Raw genomic sequence first — 14679 nt, 5'->3', positions numbered from 1 at the left:
GCGGAGAGCTAACATAGAATTGCGAAAACCAATTCCACAGCGGATGAAAATACCCTAATCAACTCTAACCTCAAACCCAAGAGCTTGAGCAACAATTATTGTTTGGTCGATCGTAATAATTGCGCCTTTAAGCTGAACGTTTTCCGGCTCCAAAGAACTCAGATCACTTCCTCTAAGGTCACATTCGGAAAAATCCGCACTATGCAGCCAAGCACCCGATAAGTCTGTGTCGCGAATTGTTCCACCTTGGCATCTTGCCCCTGTGAGGTCGGCCTCCCTCAACCTGATACCCAAGAGCGATGCTCGGCTCAAATCGGCACCGGGTAATCCCACAAAGCCCCAATCGCCTCCGATGACTTGCATGTGGTGAAATTGGCAGTCATCAAACATGCTGCCCAAGAGTTTACATTCCAAGAACTTGCTGTCGAAGAAATTGCACGACACAAACGTGCAATTTACAAAAGCGCTGTCTTTGTGGATCGATGCGTTAAAGCGTGCTCGCCGGAAGGTACATTCATTAAAGACGCAGCCACTGGACTGCACTTCAGTTAAGTCAATGTCGACAAAAAGCGTATTGCTATATTCTTTTCTTAGCAACTCTTGCCCATACCAATCTGCGCCCGAAATCCTTTCGCTAGTTGGGGGCGCAGGCTCTCCATATTTTCTATCCGCCATTATCGGGTTCCGTTTCTTTTTCTAGCAAATGTGCAATTTGTGTGGATAGGTTCTGCCCTGACGCGACAATTGATTTATCCCCAATCGTGAAATTTCCTGATTCTGCATTAGTGACCAATGCGCCGGCCTCTTCAGCCAAAAGCGCACCTGCCAGCCAGTCCTCTACGTCACCATCCATAGACCAGTAGGCGTCGAGTCTTCCCGCCGCAACATATGCAAGCTGAAGTGATGACGACGCCATAATCCGTAAGGAAAACACAGCCGGGACGACCTTCTGTATAGACGCAATGGTCGCGTCGGTTGCATCCCTTCCGTCGAATTTAAAAGATGGCATCGTCGTAGCGACAACTGCGGCTTCAAGCAGCTTTCGATCTGACGATCTAATTTCTCTTCCATTCAGTGACGCCTGTTCGCCTTTGACCGCTGTGAACATTTCGTCCAGGACAGGATCGTAGACAAAAGCAGCCCTGGTTTCTCCATTCACTACCAGCGCGAGAGACGACGACCACAACGGGAGACCCATAAGATAATGGTATGCGCCGTCAATTGGATCATAGATCCAGGACGCCCCGGAACCCGAGCCGTTGCTGAACGACGCACCTGTGCGCTCAGAATATCCCCAAGAAATATCCGGGTATGCCTCTGCCAGTGCGGTCTTGAGTAAAGAGCACGCCCGAGAGTTGGCTTCTTTGACGTAGGAAATCATTCCCCCTGCATCTCGAAGGTTTCTTTCTGCTGGATTTTCTCTTAGTAGTTGAGTAACCGTTTTTAGGTGCTGGCTGCACAAATCCATATCCAGTTGCATAGCATTTTCCAACTATTCGCAGGACGTCCATGATCGCTCCGAACGATGTTGCCTGATACACTCACTGGGTCAATAAGTATGCGTATCGGGCCAAAAGATGCTATCCACTGGTGGTTCACGCGTCGGCGAGGACGTCTTGTTTTCCCTAAGCCATCAAACACAGGTCTCCGATGTAGAGATGCCCCCGCACACTCACCGCGAAGGTCAACTCTACGTGGTGGCAGAAGGCTCAATGATTGTCGCAACAGCCCATGAAACGTGGCTAGTAGCGCCTGGGCAAATTGGGTGGATACCACCCGAGGTGACACACAGCGCACGTGTTCACGGGACAATGTCAGGCTGGGTGGGCCATCTTGCCCCTGAGCTATCTTTGGACCTCCCTGGCCGGCCGACGGCCTTCAGGCAAAGTGCCTTATCAGCCGCAATCCTTGAAAGATTGCCTGGGAGCGGAGTGTCCTCCGCGAGCGACAAACGTGAGCTTCGTCTGCTAGAGGCCCTCGTCGATGAGTTGGGTTTGCTCCCGCCCCAGCCTATGTGCTTGCCGTACCCTAAGACTTCTAGGCTCGCGGATATCGCAAGAAAAATTATTGATGACTTGGCAGTAGCAAATTCTCTTGACGACATGGCCGCGCTAGCATTCATGTCCAGGCGAAGTCTCACGCGCCAGTTTCGGGCGGAGACTGGGATGTCAATCGTGGAGTGGCGTGATGCCGCTCGCATGCAGCGGGCTGTGCAATTGTTGGCAGCGGGGCATAGCGTGACCAGCATCGCGTATACGCTCGGATACGATGGAGCAAGCAGATTCATAGATAAATTCAGTGCAACTTTCGGCGTCACACCGAAGCAGTTCTCCCTTAGATCCATCAGAAATCCGCTGCGCGAAGATGCTGATTGATGCTTACGTCACGCTAAACCACGCTCCCGGCCAAATCCCCAAGACACTCCACCGTTGCGCACGGTGGCGGTGAGTTGCTGTCCCAGCCTTTGTTCGATTATTGGTTTCCACGGCACCAGGCTGAACCCCATGCCGTCATCGAGCATGGCGTAGCGTCCGCTGGCGAGCATGACGGAGCGCCGGTAGATGCCAGCCACGCGCTGGCCGTCGGACACGGGCCGATGCTCCAGGCCGGTGTCGGCGGCAATGTCCTTCGCGGCCTGCGCCAGCTCCCGGTTGCGCAGCGTGCCCAGCAGGTTGCGCGCCAGGATCACGCGCTGCCCGCGCCGCTCGGCCAGCCCCTGTTCGGCCAGGAAGTCGGCGCGCTGCTGCATCGCCTGCTTGGCCTCACCACCAAAGCCCAGGTCGCCCAAGCCCGAGCCGCCGCCGATCAACTGCTGGTCGAGCCAGGTGGCGCCGATCACGCGGGCCTGTCGCTCGATGGGCAGGTGCGATTTCAGTTCTACCGCCACGCCGCCCAGGCGCTGCGCGTCATAGCGGCGGCCCTGTTCGGCCAGGTCGTCCGGCACCTTCCATAGCCCTTCGGCCACGCGCTCGACGATGCCCGCCCGGCGCAGGGCTTCCAGCCGGCGGACGTGGGCTGCGACGACTTCCTGCGGGTCGCGGCCCGGTGCGGCCTGCCCCTGCGCGATGGCGAGGTGATGGTCGGTGCGGTACAGGCCATCGCTTGCCAGTGCGGTGATGTTCTTGTCGGCCGCGCGCACGTCAGCCGATCCCTTCACCTCCACCACGGCACCGGTTGGATAGTTCGCCAGCTCGTCGCGGGCGTTGAGTGCAACGTAATGGGCCTTGCCGTCCACGCCGTCGATGACCAGATAGCCCCGGTCGCGCAGCTCGTCGGCCAGCCCCTTCGCGACCACGCGACCGAGAATGGTTCGGCCATCGTCTCCCGGCTCGAACACCGCCAGCTCGCGCGGCTCGCCGCGCATGGCCCGCTGCATGGTGCGGATGATGTCGCCACGCTCGCCCAGGGCGCGCAGCGTCTTTTCGGCATCGGAATGGACAGCCCAGGTGCCGGGCTGCATCTCGTCGGCCAGACCCAGGCGCTGCAAGCGTTGCAGCCGGCCGATCAGCAGCAGGCGCTGGCGTTGCAGCCGCGGTTCGTTGAACCGTTCGATCTGCACTCGGACATCCTCGCCGGCTTCGCGTTGCAGCGTGCGATCCAGGCTTGTCCATCGCTCCTGTTCCACCTCGCGCTGCAAGGTCTGCTGGATCTCCAGCTCGGTGCGTGGCCCCAGCCATTCGGTCGCCAGTTCAGCGGCGCGATGGCGGAAGCCATCGGCGATATAGTCGCCAGCGATGATGAGGTCTTTGCCGGTGTCGTCGCACCCGCGCACGACGATGTGCGTGTGCGGGTTGTCGGTGTTCCAGTGGTTGACGGCCACCCATTCCATCCGCGTGCCTAGGTCGGCCTCCATGCGGCCCATCAGATGCCGCGTGTAGGTGCGCAGGTCTTCCAGCTCCGCGCCGTCCTCAGGCGAGAGGATGAAGCGGAAATGGTGCCGGTCGTCGGCGCAGCGCTCCTTGAAGGCGTCAAGGTCTGCGGCATCGGTCTGCGGCCCGTAGGCTTGGCCCGGCTCGCCGTCGCGGCCCACGCCGTCGCGCTCGATGTAGCGCAGGTGCTTGGCGAGCGACTGCGGGCTGGCCCGCTGGTGATTCACCAGCAGCGTTTTGATGGTCACGCGCCGCGACATTGGTGTCAGCTTCGCTCCGGCGAAGCGCGCCGCCGTGTGGCCGCGGCCCAGGCGCGAGCCGGGCCGCTGGCCGGTGCCCTTCCCGGAGCCGCTGGCAGCGCCAGGACGACGCACCGACGACTTGCCGCTGCTGGCCTTGCCTGCCTGCTTGAGCACCTTGGAGACGAAGCCCTGGCCCCGGTTCTTCGGGGCGCTGGGGCGGATGCGGAAATCGTCGTCGCGGCGGTCGGTCATGGCCGTGCTCTCTGCAAGCTCTGGCGTGTTCGGTCGTGCGAAGCACGCGGACATGCCTGCATTGGCGCGGGCCTCGCGCCCCACGCGGCACGGCGGCGAAGCCGCTGCGTGCCGCGCAACCCCCACGTGCAGACAGGCTTTCTACGCGGCCCGGTGCCGCGTCCTTTTGTCTTGCCTTCCGCCTTTGCCCCTCGCTGTCGCTCCGGGCAGCGGCGGCGGCAAGACGCCTGCACGGTGGACGGCTGCGCCCGAGGCAGCGCGAAGTGCGGTGCGACTGCACCCGCACTGCACGCGCGACGACACGGCGACGGCCAGCAGAACGACACGCCCAATGGCACGATGAGATGCACGGCAACGTGCAGCGAGTCGGCGGCCATCATGGGCGGGCCTCCAGCCAGATCGGACGCGCGATGCCGATCACGGCGGACGTGCTGACCGGCCCGAAATACCGGCTGTCGAACGACGCCGGGTTGGTCACACTCAAGAGGAACAGTTCGCCGGGTTCGAGACGGCGGCATTGCTGCCAGGATGGCAGCGACCGGCCCCAGCGGTCAGCAGGCAGCACGGTGGCCGAAGCCACTCCGTCGACGCGGACAATGCCGCCAGCGATGCACACTTCCTGCGGCGCGACGGCGCCCACGCGCTTGAGCAGCGGCACGCGCGCCGGCAGATAGCCGCGCTGCGCGGCCAGCGCGGCAGCCTCTGGCGGCAGCGTGGTCAGGACGATGCTGTCCACGGACAAAGGACGTGGCAGCGAGTCGGTGCCGTGGCCCTGCGGATCGACGCGATACCAGCCGATCGCCACGCTGTCGGACGGGTTGTAGATCAGGCGCGGCAGCGGATGCACGAAGGACGCCCAGGCCAGCGAGGCGAGGCCGCAGGCGGACAGGCCCGCCAGCACGAGGCGAGCGCGCAGGCGCGAGCGAGGACGCGGCGCGATGCCGGCAGTGGAAACGGCGGTCATGGCAGCGCTCTCCCGGTCAGCCAGGCGGTGTGCCGCTCGGCGGTGTATTCGGGCAGCGGCAGGCGCGCAGCGAGCCGGTTGGCGAGCGTGCGCCAGTACACGGGCGAGGCACCGACAGGCGCGATGCCCAGCGCCTCGATGGCGTCGATGCGCTCCAGCACGGCGCGCACCTGATTCTCGCCCTCGGCGTGCAGCAGCAGGCGCGCGCCCGGCTGCACGCCGGGAATGCGCTGCGCCGCATCGAGCGGCGTGCAAGCCTGCATCACCACGAGCTGCCAGCGGATCGTGCCGTAGTCGTTGGCGTGCCAGCGGATGCGGCACAACATGGCGCCCGGCAGGAACACTGCGCAGCGCCGCCAGCGGTCGAGCTGATGCGTGCGTGCAGGTTCGCCGAAGCGCAGGTAGAGCTTGAAGCGCGGTTCGATGTAGGCCAGCGCCACGCGCGTCAGCGGCGCGCTGGCAGGCTGGCCGGAAGGTGCTGCGAGCGCAGCCGTAGCCGCGCCAGCGGCAGGCGAAGCGGATGCGGTCATGGTGTATTCTCCCTGCGATGCTCTGGAAACTCACGCTCCAGCAGGCCGCGCAGCAGATCGGCCACGGTCATGCCCTGCGTGAAGGCCGACACCTTGATGCGCGCGCGCAGCGCGGGCGTGATGTCGAGGGTCAGGCGGGCGGTGTAGAGGTCGCCCTTGCCCAGCGCATCGGCGTCGCCTTGGCGAATCCACGCCTCGGCGTGCGGATTCGCGGGCGGACGCGCGCCGATGCCGACGCGCTTTGCGCGTATCGGTGGCTTCGCTGTCATGTCGGCCACCGCAGCAGTTCGTCCACCAGGGCGGTGATTTCGCGGGCGGCGGCGCTGTCCGGCGCCGTCTCGCGTGCAAGCCGGCCAGCGGCCACGCTGTCGGCGAACACGATGCGCTGATGCACTTCCGCGCGCAGCGCAGGAAGCGGCTGGTCGGCGAGCGCCTGGCGCGCTTCACGCCCGATCACGGTGGTGCTGACGCGCCGGTTGATGACGAAAGCCGCGCGTAGCGCAGGCCGGAAGACTTGCGCCTCGCGGATCAGCGCCACCATCTCGGCGCTGGCCCACAGGTCGTAGGGGCTGGGCTGCACCGGGATCAGCACGCGCTCGGCCGCCAGCAGCGCGGAGCGCGCCAAGGCGGCGATGCGCGGCGGGCCGTCGATGATGACGTGATCGGCCCGCCTGGCGAGTTCTGGTGCCTCTTGGTGCAGCGTTTCGCGTGCGAGGCCCACGGCGCTGAATAGTCGTGGCAAGCCTTGTTGGCTTCTGCGCTGTGTCCAGTCCAGCGATGAACCCTGCGGGTCGGCATCGAGCAGAACGACATGCTGGCCGCGCAGCGCCAGCTCGCCGGCGATGTGCGTGGCGAGCGTGGTCTTGCCCACGCCGCCTTTCTGGTTGAGCAGAGCGACGATCATGATGCGGCCCTCCATGCTGGAAAGCCTTGCTTTGATCGGTCTGCAAAACCTGTCGGCTGCTGGCTGGTATTGCCTGCCGTTTGTGGCCGCGTGGTGGTTGTCCACCGCAGCGGCGTTTCCCTACTAAAAGTTAGAGAAATTAAGTTAGGGAAGTTAGAGGGTGCACAAACCCAATGCTGGCGCGGGTTTGCGGCCGATCGGCACGCCTGATAGCACGATAGTCCCACGCCTGATAGCACGATACCCCGCACGCCTGATAGCACGACACCATCCACAGGCTTTCCCGAAGTTATCCCCGTGCCGTCTGCGGCACGGGCCGGAAGGTCAGCAGCTCCATGCCGTTGTCCGGCATCCGCTCGATGCCCAGGACGTAGCCGGGCAGCGACTGCCGCGCGACCAGCGCGCGCAGGTCGCAGGCGAAGTCGTAGGGCTTGGCGGTACTGCCGGATTTCTGGTGAAGGTAGCGAAAGTCGAACTGCCAGCCGTATGCCTGCTTGCCGCCGTGCTTGCGCACCAGGCGGTACAGCCACCGCTCGATGCCACCAGTGAGCCGGAAGTACGCCGGGTCGATGGTCAGCACCAGGGCGGCGTCGAGTACGCCCGCATAGAACCAGTCCGGCAGGATCAGTTCGATGCCCAGCGGCGTGCCGCTGGCATCGGCCAGTTCCTTCCATTCGTTGATCCACGAGAAGCGGTGCAGACGCCTCCCTGTCGTCTCGCGGATGGACGTGGCCACCGTGGTCGATTGCAGGCGATCCAGCGCGGCCTTGAGGCGCTGGTAGTCGCGCAGCGACTTGCCGCGCCCGATGAAGCGCAGGATCTCGTAGGGCGTGGCGCGCATCAGCCGCGACGGGCGCAGGCCCGCATCCTTCGCCTCCACGATCTGCGAGGCCGCCCATATCAGCACGTCCGCATCCCAGATCGTGGCGATGCCGTGCTCCTGCGTGCCTTCCACGCGAATCGTCACGTTGCCCGCACGGAAGTCGATGGGCTTGACCCGCTTGGACTTGCCGAGCGAGAAGAACGGATAGGCCATCAAGTCCTGGCTGTCGCGCGGCGCCATGTCGCCGGGCAAGGCGCGGAACAGGTCGAGCTGTTCGCGCTCCGGCAACAGCCGCTGCCGGGACGGCAGCGCGGTGCTGGACATGGCGATGACCTGCCGCGCGCCGCCGATCAGCGCGCACGGCTGTCGGCCGAGTGGTGCTCGGCGTATTCGGGATCGGAAGTCGTCTCGAAGCTGCGGTCGGCAGCCCAGGCATCGAGGTCGGCCACGGCGTACATGACGCGCCGGCCGAACTTGCGAAAACGCGGGCCGCCGCCGATCACGCGCTGCTTTTCCAGCGTGCGCGGCGACAAGCGCAGGTACTCGGCGGCTTCGTCGTTGGTGAGATAACGCTGTGGCTGCGCGGCAGCGGTCGAGACAGTGGCGGCAGGCCGCAAGGGAGCGGGACGCATGGTGTGAACCTCCATCGGTTGAAAGCGCCCGGCCACACAGCGCGACCGGATGGAGGCAGTCTCAAGAAGCGAGGGGTTTTAGATCAGGGCCGTTTTGCGTCCGCATCAAAACGACCCTTCTCAAGCGGCGGAAGCCGTGCTAATCGGCGGTAGCCGCCGCGCATCAGCGCATCGCCGCGATGCACCAGGCGACGCACCTTGGAGCGCAGCCCGCCATCGCTGTACCAATCGGCTGTGGCATCTACGCCGAACAGTCCTTCCGCGACTTCACGCAAGGACGCGCCCGCGAGGGTCGCGTCGAGCGCCTGCAAGCTGTGCAGTTCCAGCAGCGCGGTAGGTGTCGGCCTGGGCTTGGCGGCTGCCAGTGCCGCTTGGAGCGCATGACCGCGCGCAGGCGCGGCAGCCTCGCCGCGGTGGGCATAGGCCACGGCCATGCCGTCTTCCAGGCCGGGCGCGAGCGCGAAGCGCAGGCAATGACCTGGGCTGCGCGCGATCAGCGCCAGCCCTTTGCCGTCATGGAGCAGTTGCTTGTGACCGGGGATGCGCCAGAACGCGAAGGTCGCCGCATCCTGTGGCGGATCGGCATCGGGGTAGAGCTGCACCACGGCCGCATGACCAGGCAGCCAAGCGGGATGTGCTTCACGCGCATCCAAAGCCGGGTCTTCCAGCAGGCGCAATCCCCAGCGATGCGCCGCTTCCGGCCGGCGATGACGGCGCCGCCAGTCGAGCCGGTAGTCGGGATGCCTGCGCAGGTATTCCCAAGCGAGCGCGAGCGCATCCAGCCACAAAACGTAGAGGTATGCCGCAGTTGGATACCAATGCGCGAAGTGATGAGGATTGACCATGACGCCTCCTCCTGCGAACAGGACTTGCCGCCACGGAAGAACTACGCGCTACATCGCCCTCGTCGGAACCTCATGGGTTAAAAAGGCGGATGGGGCTGTCAAGACCGATTGGCTCCGATGCGTTGCGGTATTCGTCTCAATGCTGCGGCGGCAGCGCCCCAAAAGGGGGTACTGCACAAGCCAGCCTGCCGCAGCCCGCGCCAGGCATCATGTCTATTTGGATCAGACTGGTGGGGCTACACCGCAAGAATGTGGATTGAGACTTACCCGGTATGACACCGGACTGAAAAAGTCACAGTCGGACGTATTCAGTCCGGGATCGCTCCGTCGCGCTCGGCCAGCCGGGTGTACTCCGACAGCGTGCGTGTGGGACGGAAGTAGAGGTCGCGCATAACGGGCTGCTGGTGCGGCCCGACGATGCCGGCCAGCTCGGACAGCTTGACGGTGCCCTGCGCTGGCATCCCGATCCCCAGGTCGATGAGGCCCCAAGCGGTGTCGCCATCGGCCGGGTCGAGCGCCGCCAGCAGCCAGGTCACATGCGCGTCCGGCGTGAACAGCCGCACTACGGGCATCGGGTCGATGGCCCGGCCAGCGGCGCGGGCCTCGCCGTTGGCGAGCAGTTGCGCGCGCTCCGGGACGGTGGCGAGTGGCTGGGGCATGGTCGGCAATCCCACAAATCCAATGATGCACGGATGCGGTTTCACGCCCAAGCGCAGAACCGGCAAACCGGATTTACGCCTTCGTGCGCACGCACGGATGCGCTTGCGTGGCTTTGCTGAAGCCCGCCGATGCAGACTTCCGCAAAGGCACAAAAACGTAGAACACAAAATGAACACTATAGATTGTAGCCCTATAGGGCGCAATGGGCTGTCATCTTGGTTTTTGAAGGGAAACCATAGGTGGCGGCTGGGAACTCATTGGCGAAGGCGTTGAAGACCGTTAGAAAGGCGCGTGGCTTGAGCCAGGAAGCCTTCTCTGACGTGTCCAGCCGCACCTATATGAGTACCCTCGAACGCGACCTCAAAAGCCCGACCTTGAACAAGCTGGCCGAGCTGTGCGAGGTGATGGAGATCCACCCGCTCACGCTGCTGACGCTGGCCTACGCGGGCGATAGTCCGCACAAGGCCGACGAGCTGCTGGCGCAGGTGCGCCGGGAGCTGGAGGCGGTGTTGAAGGAGCGCGACGCGGCGAAGACGCGCGCGTGACGTGGTGATGTGCTGCGAGCAGCAGCACAGCGCCCCGCCGCGATGGGCGGGGCGCTGCGGCGGTCACGCCGCCTGGGGCTTGCTGCGCGACCAGATCAGGTCGTGCGTGCCGTCCTCGCCTTCGATCAGGCGGGCATAGACCGGAGCCGGGAACGAAGGATCGTCGAGGGTCACGGATTTGTAATCCCGCCCGGCCTCGCTGGTCTTGTTCCATGCCGCGCCGATGTCGTGGCCTGCGGCCTGGAGGCGGAAGTCGGGGGCGTTCTCGCTGCTGCCCTTGTCGTTGGGAACCAGCTTGACCTTGACGTTGAGCGTCAGGGTGCGCAGCGTGCCGGTGAAGCCGTCTTTGTCGGTGGTGAAGGTGCCGATGTTGGCCATGATGATTTCTCCTTTCGGTTGAACAAGGTTCGCGCCCATCGCGTCCTTGTTGTGATACGGCCGGCGGGGGACGGGCTGGCTGCACCGCTTGCGGTCGCAACGCAGTGGAGAGCCGGGAGGCGAAAAGAATTTGTTGCGCGAGGAAGCCGCGTAGCGGCGGGGAAATTGTTTTCGCCGGACGGTTGCAGCCAGAAGCCCGAGGCGCAGCCGCGCCCCCGCCAGGATTCACAACGAGACAAGGACGCCTTGGGCCGAACCGCTCCGAAAGGAGATGGGGCCGACTCGGCATCCCCGCATGAAGGCTGCACTGGTGCGCGTCCTGACACAGGCCAGGACAACGCTCCGACGACAAAGCAAGAACGCCCCTGCCGCATATCGCGGCAACGTGCTTGAGGCGCGGCTTGGAAGCTCCATAGCGCGGTCGAGCGGGTGTCGGTGAACCGTCCTTCGTGATGCACAGGCAACGAGCTGCCAGCGTCGAGGACGGCACGCTTTCGCACAACCTGCCGCAGCAAGCGGGGGCGTAGCCCCCGCGCGTCCCGCCCACCGCGGCGGGGCGATATCGGCACCTTGTCTGCACCAGCGGGCACCGATTGCTGTGCCGCGCGCAAGACCGTTGTGCGCCCGCCCTGTCGCCGCCTGACCGAAGGCGGCAACGGGGCGATTTTGCTTTGGGCGTTGAATCCGGGCGCGGCCACTGCCGCGCCCGGATTTTTGCGTCCACCGCGCCCAAGACGAAACGGCTTGGGCACGGTGCCAATCGCGGTTATTCCTTCGTCTCGATGAGCCACCACACGGCGCGCGGCAAGGCGCGGCCCGTAATGGGATGAATGTCTGTGAGGTCGGCGCAGGCCGTCCAGCCCGAGGGCGGGCGGTAGCCGCGCACATCACCTTCACCATGCCAGCGGCGGGCGCGTCCTGTGCCGGGGGCATAGGTCGTCGCCATGCGCGGGCGGCCGGTCGTGGTGCGGGTCATGGGCAGTTCTCCTTCCAGCGAAGCGCCCCGGTCGAGGCCGGGGCGTTTGCCTTCAGCGCGAGTCAAGCGGCCAGCGCCTCGGCGGGTTCATCCGCCATTGCTTCGGCATCCTCCGGGGCGTCCTGCTCCGGGCCTTCCTGCGCGGCATCCTGCGGGCCTGCGGCCTTGAAGATGGCGGGCATCCAGCCCGTGCCATTGGCCAGCCGCTCGGCCTCGCTGGCAATGTCGGCTTTCTTGAGCTTCGCCAGCCGGGTGACGGATTCCGGTGCAAACGCGCCCACGGCATCCAGAATCGCGGCCTTCGGTACATGCTGGAAATACCCCTCTGCGGTGGGCTTCCACCACGCGGCCATGTCGAGGCCCACGGCCTGCGCCAGTTCCTCGCCGGGCTGGTGCAGCGTGGCGCGAGGGGTCACCACGTCTACCGTGGAAGCCACGCACACGGCCAGCAGCTTGACCAGTTCGTCTTGCGGCTTTGCCAGCAGCGCCGCGAACAGTTCGGCGCTGGCCTGCGGCAAGGCTTCACCGGCCACCTGTTGCAGTTCGCGCAGTGCCACGGCGGCGGGCGATGCCTGCCAGTCCGAGGCCATGCCTTCCAGCCGGTCTTGCAGCGTCAGGCGCACGCCCAACGGCAAGTCGTGCCCGTAATAGCTGTCCTGCAAAACCTTCTGCACCATGCCATGCACCAGCGCGGCCAGCGCGACTTGCGGCTGCCGGGCCACTTCGATTTGCAGCGCCGCCGTGCGGTGGGCGCTCAACCTCTGCGCGAGCCGGTCGGACAGGCTCTCGGCCTTGGGTGCGCCCTCGGTGTCGTGGCCTTCGTCGTTGTCGGCTTCGCCTTCCACGCTGTCGAAACCGCGCCGCAGCTTTTCCAGCGTGCGCAGCGCCTTCGCCTCGGCTTCGCGCAGCAGGCCGCGATGAATGACGGCCTCGCCGTTGCGGTCGATGGTGACGATGGCACCGGCCACGTCGCGCACCTCGGGCGCATAGCCTTGCAAGGCGTCCTCCGCGTCTTGCAGTTCCCCGACAACCTGATCGCGCCGCTGTTCCAGCTTCTCCGCCTTGGCCTCTTCCTCGGCGTCGCAAGCATCTTCCAGTTCGGCGTCGATCTTTTCGAGGCGGGTTTCCAGCGAGGCGATGCGGCGGGCCTCGCGGGTGGTCGGCTCGCGGCGGTGGCGCGGGGCGTTCTGGAAAGCCTGCCGTTCCTCGTAGGCCAGATGCGGCACGGCCTCCACCCATGCCCAGCCCTCGGCGCGCACGTCCTCGGCCAGCGTTGCCAGCTTGTCGCGCACCAGCGTTTCCAGCACTCCGGTATCGGTGAGGTAGGTTCCGGCATCGCCTTCGGCGAACAGGTCACGGCGGACGCCACCCCCTGCCTGCCGGTAGGTGTCCAGCCCGACGAAGCGCACCAGCGCGTGCGTGGCGTCGATTTCGCGCTCGGTCAGGCGCTCGCGCAGCTTGGACGGGCTGCGCTGCCATTCCGGCGCACCATAGAACGCGGCTTCCTGCGCGGCGTGGTCATCGGTGATGGTCAAGGCCATCAACTGTTCCAGCGTCACGCCACCGGCCCGGTAGTCGGCCATCAGGCGCGGCGAGACGTTCGCCAGCTTCAAGCGGCGCTGCACCACCAGCGGGGACACGCCGAAGTCGGCGGCAATGTCCTCGATGGGTCGGCCTTCCTTGACCAGCGCGGCGAAGGCCGCGAACTGGTCGGCGGGGTGCATGTTCTCGCGCTGCACGTTCTCCGCGAGGCTGACGGTGCGGGCGGAAGCATCGGCCACCAGCAGGCACGGCACTTCGTAGTCGGCGGGGATACGCTTCTTCTTCGCCAGCAACTTCAAGGCGGTCAGGCGGCGATCACCGGCCACCACCTCGTAAGCCTCTCCATCAGCGGAAAGGATGACGATCAGGTTTTGCAGCAAGCCGATGCGGGCAATGCTCGCGGCCAGTTCGGGGATGGACTGGCGCGGGGTCGTGCGGACGTTGCGCTTGGAACGGCGCGGCAGCAACTGCGCGAGGGGAACCAAGATCAGGTTCTTGGTCGGGTCGGCCACTTCCAGCGGTGCGGCGGCTTCGATGGCGACGGTTTCGGTTTTGAGTACGGCGTTCATGGTGATAACTCCTTGCGGTTGGGATGCAGCAGCGAGAGAAAGCGGCAAGGGCTGCTGCCTGCCCCTGCCGCGTGGGGATTTAGGCTTTCAACTGGCGCAGGCCATCGGCCAGCAGCCACAGGGCGCGATTCAGGCGCACGCTTTGGTCGATGCCCTGCACGGGCCGGGTGGTCTGGCGGCGGCCATTCGCGGCGCGAGCGGACAGGCCGCCTTTGGTCAAGTTCTCCTGCGTGCGGTTGAACACGCTCCACAGGTCGCGGCGGTCATCGTCGTGGCGGCGCGGCATCAGGATTTGCGATTCCGTGATGGGCGCGGGCTTGCCCTCGTCGTACTTCAACGCCAGCGCAGCGCGGGCGAACACTTCCGATTCCCCGCCGTCGAGCGTGATGGCACGCATGGCATCGCGCGATTCCTGCGCCCGTTCGAAACCATGCAGGACTTCGTAAGCGCCTTCGATAACGTGGGCGGCTACGTCGCCCTTGTGGGGCACGCGCACGTCCGCCACGGTGTCGCCGCAGACAAGGCCGTTGCTGCAAACGAAGCGGAACATCCCGGCCAGCATCTGATAGCTGCTGGTGCCGTCATGGGAGTTCAGCAGGATGATTTCGTTGGCCTCGCGGCCGTTGATCTGGCTGGCGTGGCGCAGCCGAATCATGTGCTTGGTGTAGTCGCGGCGGTCGTCGGCACGCACGCGGGTCTGGCACACCATGAAAGGCTCGAAGCCTTCACCGCGCAGTTCCTGCAGAACGGTGGCGGTGGGGATGTAGCTGTAGCGCTGCGAGCGGCTTTCGTGCGGGGCCTCGGCAAAGATGGATGGGGCCACGGCGCGAATTTGGTCATCGGACAAGGGACGTTCCGAACGCAGCACCGGGGAACGGGAAGCGAAGCGGGATGCGAGTTGCATGGCATTTCTCCTGACAAAGAAAAAAAGGGTTTGCTGTTCAAACC

Annotated in this window: 18 protein-coding genes; 3 read left to right on the top strand and 15 right to left on the bottom strand. The window is 64.9% G+C overall.

Going from position 1 to position 14679, the window contains the following annotated elements; translation table 11 throughout:
- Positions 1–54: 54 nt before the first annotated feature.
- Together ACNQFN_RS10810 and ACNQFN_RS10805 are read right to left on the bottom strand one after the other, a co-directional pair.
- Entirely contained in the window at positions 55–675 is a 621-nt protein-coding gene (locus ACNQFN_RS10810; protein WP_023087429.1) for a pentapeptide repeat-containing protein, read from the bottom strand.
- Positions 665–1480 carry an inositol monophosphatase family protein gene (locus tag ACNQFN_RS10805; protein ID WP_376818199.1) on the bottom strand — a complete coding sequence of 272 codons (816 nt, stop codon included), beginning with the start codon at positions 1478–1480 and terminating at the stop codon, positions 665–667. The genes ACNQFN_RS10810 and ACNQFN_RS10805 overlap by 11 nt, the downstream gene beginning before the upstream one ends.
- Positions 1481–1577: 97 nt before the next feature.
- Here ACNQFN_RS10805 and ACNQFN_RS10800 point away from each other — a divergent pair, with 97 nt between their 5' ends.
- A complete protein-coding gene (locus ACNQFN_RS10800; protein ID WP_023087431.1) occupies positions 1578–2375 on the top strand; it encodes a helix-turn-helix transcriptional regulator in 798 nt (265 codons plus the stop codon).
- An 8-nt stretch (positions 2376–2383) separates the two neighbouring features.
- Here the strand turns inward: ACNQFN_RS10800 and ACNQFN_RS10795 are convergent, their stop codons facing one another.
- The 5 genes from ACNQFN_RS10795 to parA all read right to left on the bottom strand — a co-directional run bounded on the left by ACNQFN_RS10795 (position 2384) and on the right by parA (position 6761).
- A complete protein-coding gene (locus ACNQFN_RS10795; protein WP_418648773.1) occupies positions 2384–4363 on the bottom strand; it encodes a relaxase/mobilization nuclease domain-containing protein in 1980 nt (659 codons plus the stop codon).
- A gap of 376 nt (positions 4364–4739) precedes the next feature.
- Positions 4740–5327, bottom strand: a complete 588-nt coding sequence (locus tag ACNQFN_RS10790; RefSeq protein ID WP_418648772.1) for a S26 family signal peptidase — start codon at positions 5325–5327, stop codon at positions 4740–4742.
- Complete coding sequence (locus ACNQFN_RS10785) at positions 5324–5857, bottom strand: DUF2840 domain-containing protein (protein ID WP_418648771.1); 534 nt, start codon at positions 5855–5857, stop codon at positions 5324–5326. The genes ACNQFN_RS10790 and ACNQFN_RS10785 overlap by 4 nt, the downstream gene beginning before the upstream one ends.
- The gene (locus ACNQFN_RS10780; protein WP_418648770.1) at positions 5854–6126 is read right to left on the bottom strand and encodes a chromosome partitioning protein ParB; all 273 of its coding nucleotides are present in this window, start codon (positions 6124–6126) and stop codon (positions 5854–5856) included. Before ACNQFN_RS10780 ends, ACNQFN_RS10785 begins: the two co-directional genes overlap by 4 nt.
- Complete coding sequence (parA, locus tag ACNQFN_RS10775; protein WP_418648769.1) at positions 6123–6761, bottom strand: ParA family partition ATPase; 639 nt, start codon at positions 6759–6761, stop codon at positions 6123–6125. The genes ACNQFN_RS10780 and parA overlap by 4 nt, the downstream gene beginning before the upstream one ends.
- Here parA and ACNQFN_RS10770 point away from each other — a divergent pair.
- Positions 6760–6888 carry a hypothetical protein gene (locus tag ACNQFN_RS10770; RefSeq protein ID WP_418648768.1) on the top strand — a complete coding sequence of 43 codons (129 nt, stop codon included), beginning with the start codon at positions 6760–6762 and terminating at the stop codon, positions 6886–6888. The genes parA and ACNQFN_RS10770 overlap by 2 nt on opposite strands.
- A gap of 162 nt (positions 6889–7050) precedes the next feature.
- Here ACNQFN_RS10770 and ACNQFN_RS10765 read toward each other — a convergent pair whose 3' ends face one another.
- The 4 genes from ACNQFN_RS10765 to ACNQFN_RS10750 form a co-directional block, all read right to left on the bottom strand.
- The gene (locus ACNQFN_RS10765; RefSeq protein ID WP_418648767.1) at positions 7051–7908 is read right to left on the bottom strand and encodes a replication initiator protein A; all 858 of its coding nucleotides are present in this window, start codon (positions 7906–7908) and stop codon (positions 7051–7053) included.
- Positions 7909–7934: 26 nt separating this feature from the next.
- Positions 7935–8216, bottom strand: coding sequence for a helix-turn-helix transcriptional regulator (locus tag ACNQFN_RS10760; protein ID WP_003107109.1), 282 nt, complete (start codon positions 8214–8216; stop codon positions 7935–7937).
- Between the two features lie 83 nt (positions 8217–8299).
- Entirely contained in the window at positions 8300–9061 is a 762-nt protein-coding gene (locus ACNQFN_RS10755) for a DUF2285 domain-containing protein (RefSeq protein ID WP_418648766.1), read from the bottom strand.
- Between the two features lie 308 nt (positions 9062–9369).
- Positions 9370–9720 carry a DUF2958 domain-containing protein gene (locus ACNQFN_RS10750; protein WP_418648765.1) on the bottom strand — a complete coding sequence of 117 codons (351 nt, stop codon included), beginning with the start codon at positions 9718–9720 and terminating at the stop codon, positions 9370–9372.
- A 240-nt stretch (positions 9721–9960) separates the two neighbouring features.
- Between ACNQFN_RS10750 and ACNQFN_RS10745 the strand changes: the two genes are divergently transcribed.
- Positions 9961–10266 (top strand): helix-turn-helix domain-containing protein, encoded by a 306-nt coding sequence (locus ACNQFN_RS10745; protein ID WP_418648764.1) that lies wholly within the window; start codon positions 9961–9963, stop codon positions 10264–10266.
- Positions 10267–10329: 63 nt separating this feature from the next.
- On the opposite strand, the gene ACNQFN_RS10740 is transcribed toward ACNQFN_RS10745, so the two are convergent.
- The 4 genes from ACNQFN_RS10740 to ACNQFN_RS10725 all read right to left on the bottom strand — a co-directional run bounded on the left by ACNQFN_RS10740 (position 10330) and on the right by ACNQFN_RS10725 (position 14635).
- Positions 10330–10644, bottom strand: a complete 315-nt coding sequence (locus tag ACNQFN_RS10740) for a DUF736 domain-containing protein (protein ID WP_418648763.1) — start codon at positions 10642–10644, stop codon at positions 10330–10332.
- A gap of 766 nt (positions 10645–11410) precedes the next feature.
- Positions 11411–11620 carry a hypothetical protein gene (locus ACNQFN_RS10735; RefSeq protein ID WP_418648762.1) on the bottom strand — a complete coding sequence of 70 codons (210 nt, stop codon included), beginning with the start codon at positions 11618–11620 and terminating at the stop codon, positions 11411–11413.
- 62 nt (positions 11621–11682) lie between these two features.
- Positions 11683–13731 carry a ParB N-terminal domain-containing protein gene (locus ACNQFN_RS10730; RefSeq protein WP_418648761.1) on the bottom strand — a complete coding sequence of 683 codons (2049 nt, stop codon included), beginning with the start codon at positions 13729–13731 and terminating at the stop codon, positions 11683–11685.
- Between the two features lie 79 nt (positions 13732–13810).
- Positions 13811–14635, bottom strand: coding sequence for a DUF932 domain-containing protein (locus ACNQFN_RS10725; RefSeq protein WP_418648760.1), 825 nt, complete (start codon positions 14633–14635; stop codon positions 13811–13813).
- Positions 14636–14679 lie beyond the last annotated feature (44 nt).

This window comes from Thauera butanivorans, from assembly GCF_048398245.1.
GTDB lineage: Bacteria > Pseudomonadota > Gammaproteobacteria > Burkholderiales > Rhodocyclaceae > Thauera > Thauera butanivorans.
The sequence above is the reverse complement of the archived record's forward strand: the minus strand, read 5'-3'. Positions and strand labels throughout refer to the sequence as shown.